This window comes from Geminicoccus flavidas (assembly GCF_009806515.1).
GTDB classification, from domain to species: Bacteria; Pseudomonadota; Alphaproteobacteria; order Geminicoccales; family Geminicoccaceae; genus Geminicoccus; species Geminicoccus flavidus.
On record NZ_WUJP01000569.1, the window covers coordinates 1 to 4786 of the forward strand.

The window sequence follows — 4786 nt, forward strand, 5'->3', positions numbered from 1 at the left end:
CGCTGGTCAAGCTCCTGGCCTGCGTCGTCTCGGCCACGCTCGCCGCCTTTGCCGGCATGGTGCTGGGCGGCCGGCTGGTCGCCGGCTCACCGACTCTCGCCAACGAGTTCCTGCTGCCGGCTGTGGCCGCGGTGGTGGTGGGCGGCACCGCGCTCACCGGCGGGGTCGGCAGCGTCTGGCGCACCCTGATCGGTGCGCTGATCGTCTCGGTCGTGCGGGTCGGCATGACCTTTTTGGGCGTGGACGTGTTCGTCCAGCAGATCGTGCTGGGCATCGTCCTGATCCTGGCGGTCTGGATCACGATCGACCGCGCCAAGATCCCGATCGTGAAGTGACCCGATCGTGAGGTGAGTTGAGGCAAGGCTAACAAGGTTGCGGTTGTCGCTTCGGGCCGCTCTGGCTATTGGCGGCCGACACCCGTGGCTGCGCAGCCCAACAGCGCCGCCGTGACAAGCTGCCTTGGACATTTTCGTCAATGGATCGGCCGCTCAGGCTCGCGCTCGGGAGCATCGCCATTGGCGTGATCGTCCTCGGGCTGAAGTACTACGCCTACGTCATCACCGGGAGCGTCGCGCTCTACTCCGATGCGCTGGAGAGCATCATCAACGTCGCCACGGCGGTCGCCGCATTCTTTGCGGTGCGCCTGGCGGCGGTGCCGCCCGATGCCAACCATCCTTATGGCCACCACAAGGCCGAATATCTCTCTGCCGTGCTGGAAGGCGTCCTGGTCATCCTGGCCGCCCTGTCGATTCTGCGCGAGGCCTATGCCGGCTGGCTGGCGCCTGCCCCGCTGGACGCGCCCTGGCGAGGCCTTCTAGTCAACGGCTTTGCCGCCGCGATCAACGCGGTCTGGTGCTCGATCCTGTTCCGCTACGGGCGCCGCTGGCGCTCGCCGGCCCTGGTCGCCGACGCGCGGCATCTTTGGACCGACGTGATCAGCTCGGCCGGCGTGATCCTGGGCGTAGCGCTGGTGCCGTTCACCGGCTGGGCCCGGCTGGACCCGGTGCTGGCGGCCCTGGTCGCCCTGAACATCCTGTGGACCGGCTGGCGGCTGATGCGGGATTCGATCGGCGGGCTAATGGACGAGACTGTCTCGCCGGAAACGCTCGCCCATGTGCGCCAGGTGATCTCGCAGCATGCGGAGGGTGCCCTGGAGGCACACGACCTGCGCACCCGCCATGCCGGGCGCATGATCTTCCTCCAGTTCCATCTGGTGGTGCCCGGCTCCATGACGGTATCCGAATCCCATGCCTTGTGCGACCGGATCGAAGCGGCCCTGCGCGAAGGCTTGAAGGATGTTGTCATCGATATTCATGTGGAACCGGAGGAAAAGGCGAAGCATCCTGGCGGCGTCCCGGTGCTTTGACCTCGAGGAGATCCGGATTGTCCGCCCGTCGTCGTCCGCAGGCGAGGGCCCGAGCCTGCGGTGGCCTGACGCTGGCCTTGGCCGGCTGCAGCCTGGCCGCCCTGAACGAGCCGCTCAACTTCGCGACGGCCTGCCGGACCGAGACGGCACTCGAGATGGCGCAGCGCTCGAGCGCCAGCGAGGGCGTGGTCGACCCGATCCTCGGCAAGGTCGCCGAGCTGGTGGTCCTGAAGGATGCCGGCCGGGCCACCGCCTATACCCGAGCACGCGACAAGCTGCTGGCCGAGCATGACGGCATGACCGTCGCGCAGATCGACGAGGCGGTCGATTCCAAGGTCAAGGAGATCCGGGAGGCTCGGGCACGTGCCACCGGCAAGGCGACCTGCTGACCCACACCTCCGCCTCAAGGGCGGCGCAAATAGCTCAGGATCGTCTCGACCATGACCACGCGCCGCTTCTCCATCTCCGCCTCCGCGCCCAGGTCGATCCCGTAGATCACCGAGAGCGTCCAGCGGTTGTTGAGGTAGTAGAAGCCCAGCGCTGCGATCGAGGTGTAGAGCTGCTTCGGGTCGATGCCCTCCCGGAACACGCCCTTGGCCACGCCGCGTGCCAATAGTTCGTCGATCAGCGCCACGAACGGCGAGTGCATCTCGCGGATCTTCTTGCTGCGCTTGAGGTAGCGTGCCTGGTGGATGTTCTCCGTCACGATCAGGCGCAGGAGCTCGGGGTTCTGCCGGTAGTAGTTCCAGGTGAACTCGATCAGGGCCACGAACGCGTCCTCGGGCTCGCGGCCGGCAAGATCGACCAGCCGCTCGGCCCGGCGCAGGTCGCCATAGGCCTCCTCCAGCACGGCGAGGTAGAGGTCCTCCTTGCTCTTGAAATAGTGGTAGATCATCCGCTTGTTGATCTTGGCCCTGGTTGCGATCGCGTCGACCCGCGCCCCCGCCAGCCCCTTTCGGGCGAACTCGCTCTTGGCAGCGGCCAGGATCCGGGCACTGGTCAGCTTGGGGTCGCGCAGGCGCAGCACCTTGGCAGATCGCCCCTCGCCCTTGCCCTTGCTCAGGGTGGCCGGCTCGGCCTCGCTGCTGCGCGTCATGCGCCGTCTTCCTCGCTTCCATGGCCGCGGTTCGCAAAGATCCCGCCGTGCGCAAGCCTAGCAACTCGCCACGCGACGGTCTTGTAGGAACGAACCAGTCCGTTACCTTGTCGGTCACGGTGGCCGGCCGGACGCACCGGCACGACCCCCGACGGAGGCACGACCAGGCATGGTCACGACACCCGCGCGGCGCTGCAGGCTCGCACTCAACACCGCCACGCTGGGCTTCAGGCACACGCTGCCGGAGATCGTGGCGGCGCTGGCTGACCGCGGCATCTCGGGCATCGCGCCCTGGCGGCGCGAGCTCGTGGACACGCCGCCGGCCGAGGCCCGCCGCCGCTTCGAGGATGCCGGCCTCGCCGTCACCTGCCTGTGCCGGGGCTCGTACCTGACCTTCACGTCGGAGCAGCAGCGCACCGCCATCCTGGAGGACAACCGTCGCGCGATCGATGAGGCGGCGGCACTGGGTACATCCGTGCTGTGCATGGTGGTGGGCGGCCTGCCCGAGGGGATGCAGGATCTCCGCTTGGCACGACGGCAGGTCACCGAGCAGTTGGCCGCCCTCGTGCCTCATGCTCGGGCGCACGGGGTGCGACTGGCACTGGAGCCTTTGCACCCGATGTACGCGGCAGACCGCTCCTGCGTCTCGACCCTGGCGCAGGCGTTGGACATCTGCGACCAGGTCGGGCCGGAGCTGGGCGTGATGATCGACGCCTACCATCTGTGGTGGGACCCGGACTTCGCGGCCGGGCTCGCCCGTGCCGGGGCCGGCCGGCTGCTGGGCTGGCAGATCTGCGACTGGCGGGTGCCGACCCGCGACCTCCTGCAGGACCGGGCGATGATCGGCGACGGTGTCATCGATCTGGCCCGGATGCACCGGGAGGTAGCCGCAGCCGGGTGGCGGGGCATGGTAGAGGTCGAGATCTTCTCGGCGCTCGACTGGGACCAGCGGCCGATGACGGAAACGCTGGATGTGCTGTGCACCCGCTTTGCGCGGCTGGCGCTCCCCGACCCGGCCGACCTGCTGCCATAGCGGCGCCGCCGTCCAGCACGGGCGGCCGCGGCATCAGGCGGGCAGGATTTTGTTCATGAGCGACGATCGGCACGCACCTGCCGCCAGATCGGCCTGAGCATGCTGCCTGGCGACGGTGGTGGCACGACGTCGGCTGATCGGGCTAGATCGATCTGCCGGTGCCAGCCGGACCATCCAGGGAAGTCGCGCCTCATGCAGTATCGCCAGCTCGGCCGGTCCGGCCTTCGCGTCTCCGTTCTGACCCTCGGCACCATGACCTTCGGCGGTGCCGGCGCCTTTGCCAAGACCGGGTCGACCGACGCCGCGGGTGCCCGCCGTCTGGTCGACCTCTGCCTCGATGCCGGGGTGAACCTCTTCGACACCGCCGATGTCTACTCCAGGGGCCAGGCCGAGGAGATCCTGGGACAGGCGGTGCAGGGCCGGCGCGACCAGGTGCTCCTGACCACCAAGGCGCGCTTTTCGATGGGCGATGGTCCCAATGATGCCGGCTCCTCGCGCCAGCACCTGATCCAGGCCTGCGAGGCGAGCCTGAAGCGCCTCGGCACCGACTATCTCGACCTCTACCAGCTCCATGAATGGGACGGGCAGACCCCGCTGGACGAGACCCTGCGCGCCCTGGACGACCTCGTCAGCGCCGGCAAGGTGCGTTATGTCGGCGTGTCGAACTTTTCCGGCTGGCACCTCATGAAGATGCTGGCCACTGCCGAGGCCGACCATCTGGTCCGGCCGGTCAGCCAGCAGATCCACTACACGCTGCAGGCGCGCGAGGCCGAATACGAGCTGGTGCCGGTTGCGGTGGACCAGGGGGTGGGCATCCTGGTTTGGAGCCCGCTGGCCGGCGGCCTCCTGTCCGGCAAGTACCGGCGCGGCCAGGCGATGCCGGAAGGGACGCGCCACCTGGCCAACTGGGGCGAGCCGCAGGTCCATGACCAGGACCGGCTCTACGACATCGTCGACGTGCTGGTGGAACTCGCCGATGCGCGGGGCGTGCCGCCGGCCCAGCTGGCGCTGGCCTGGCTGCTGGGTCGACCTGGCGTGGCCTCGCTGGTGATCGGCGCACGCACCGAGGCCCAGCTCCTGGCCAACCTCGCGGCGGCCGAGCTGGAACTTAGCGCGGAGGAACGCCGCCGCCTGGACGAGGTGAGCGCCGTCCCCTTGCCCTACCCCTACTGGCACCAGGCCAAGACCGCCAAGGACCGGCTCTCGCCCGCGGACCTGACGCTGCTGGGGCCACACCTGCCCGGCTGACCGGGGCATCCGGAACAAGTGCAGTCCCTGCCGGGCGGACAAC

Annotated in this window: 6 protein-coding genes; 5 read left to right on the forward strand and 1 reads right to left on the reverse strand. The window is 68.6% G+C overall.

Annotated elements, in window-relative coordinates; genetic code table 11:
* From EQG76_RS16280 to EQG76_RS16290, 3 genes are all read left to right on the forward strand, one after another.
* Positions 1-335: ABC transporter permease (locus EQG76_RS16280; protein ID WP_407925545.1), on the forward strand; the 335-nt coding region annotated here is incomplete at its 5' end.
* Between the two features lie 140 nt (positions 336-475).
* The gene (locus EQG76_RS16285) at positions 476-1366 is read left to right on the forward strand and encodes a cation diffusion facilitator family transporter (protein ID WP_159715319.1); all 891 of its coding nucleotides are present in this window, start codon (positions 476-478) and stop codon (positions 1364-1366) included.
* A 17-nt stretch (positions 1367-1383) separates the two neighbouring features.
* Positions 1384-1755 carry a hypothetical protein gene (locus EQG76_RS16290; RefSeq protein WP_159715321.1) on the forward strand — a complete coding sequence of 124 codons (372 nt, stop codon included), beginning with the start codon at positions 1384-1386 and terminating at the stop codon, positions 1753-1755.
* Positions 1756-1769: 14 nt separating this feature from the next.
* Here the strand turns inward: EQG76_RS16290 and EQG76_RS16295 are convergent, their stop codons facing one another.
* Positions 1770-2462, reverse strand: a complete 693-nt coding sequence (locus EQG76_RS16295) for a TetR/AcrR family transcriptional regulator (protein WP_159715323.1) — start codon at positions 2460-2462, stop codon at positions 1770-1772.
* Between the two features lie 169 nt (positions 2463-2631).
* On the opposite strand from EQG76_RS16295, the gene EQG76_RS16300 reads away from it, so the two are divergent.
* Positions 2632-3495, forward strand: a complete 864-nt coding sequence (locus EQG76_RS16300; RefSeq protein WP_159715325.1) for a sugar phosphate isomerase/epimerase family protein — start codon at positions 2632-2634, stop codon at positions 3493-3495.
* 192 nt (positions 3496-3687) lie between these two features.
* Entirely contained in the window at positions 3688-4743 is a 1056-nt protein-coding gene (locus EQG76_RS16305; protein WP_159715327.1) for an aldo/keto reductase, read from the forward strand.
* Positions 4744-4786: the final 43 nt, after the last annotated feature.

Excerpts from the sequence above, each read along its gene's own strand:
- EQG76_RS16305 (WP_159715327.1), top strand. The coding sequence starts at position 3,688 with ATGCAGTATCGCCAGCTCGGCCGGTCCGGCCTTCGCGTCTCCGTTCTG.
- EQG76_RS16300 (WP_159715325.1), top strand. The coding sequence starts at position 2,632 with ATGGTCACGACACCCGCGCGGCGCTGCAGGCTCGCACTCAACACCGCC.
- EQG76_RS16285 (WP_159715319.1), top strand. The coding sequence starts at position 476 with ATGGATCGGCCGCTCAGGCTCGCGCTCGGGAGCATCGCCATTGGCGTG.
- EQG76_RS16295 (WP_159715323.1), bottom strand. The coding sequence starts at position 2,462 with ATGACGCGCAGCAGCGAGGCCGAGCCGGCCACCCTGAGCAAGGGCAAG.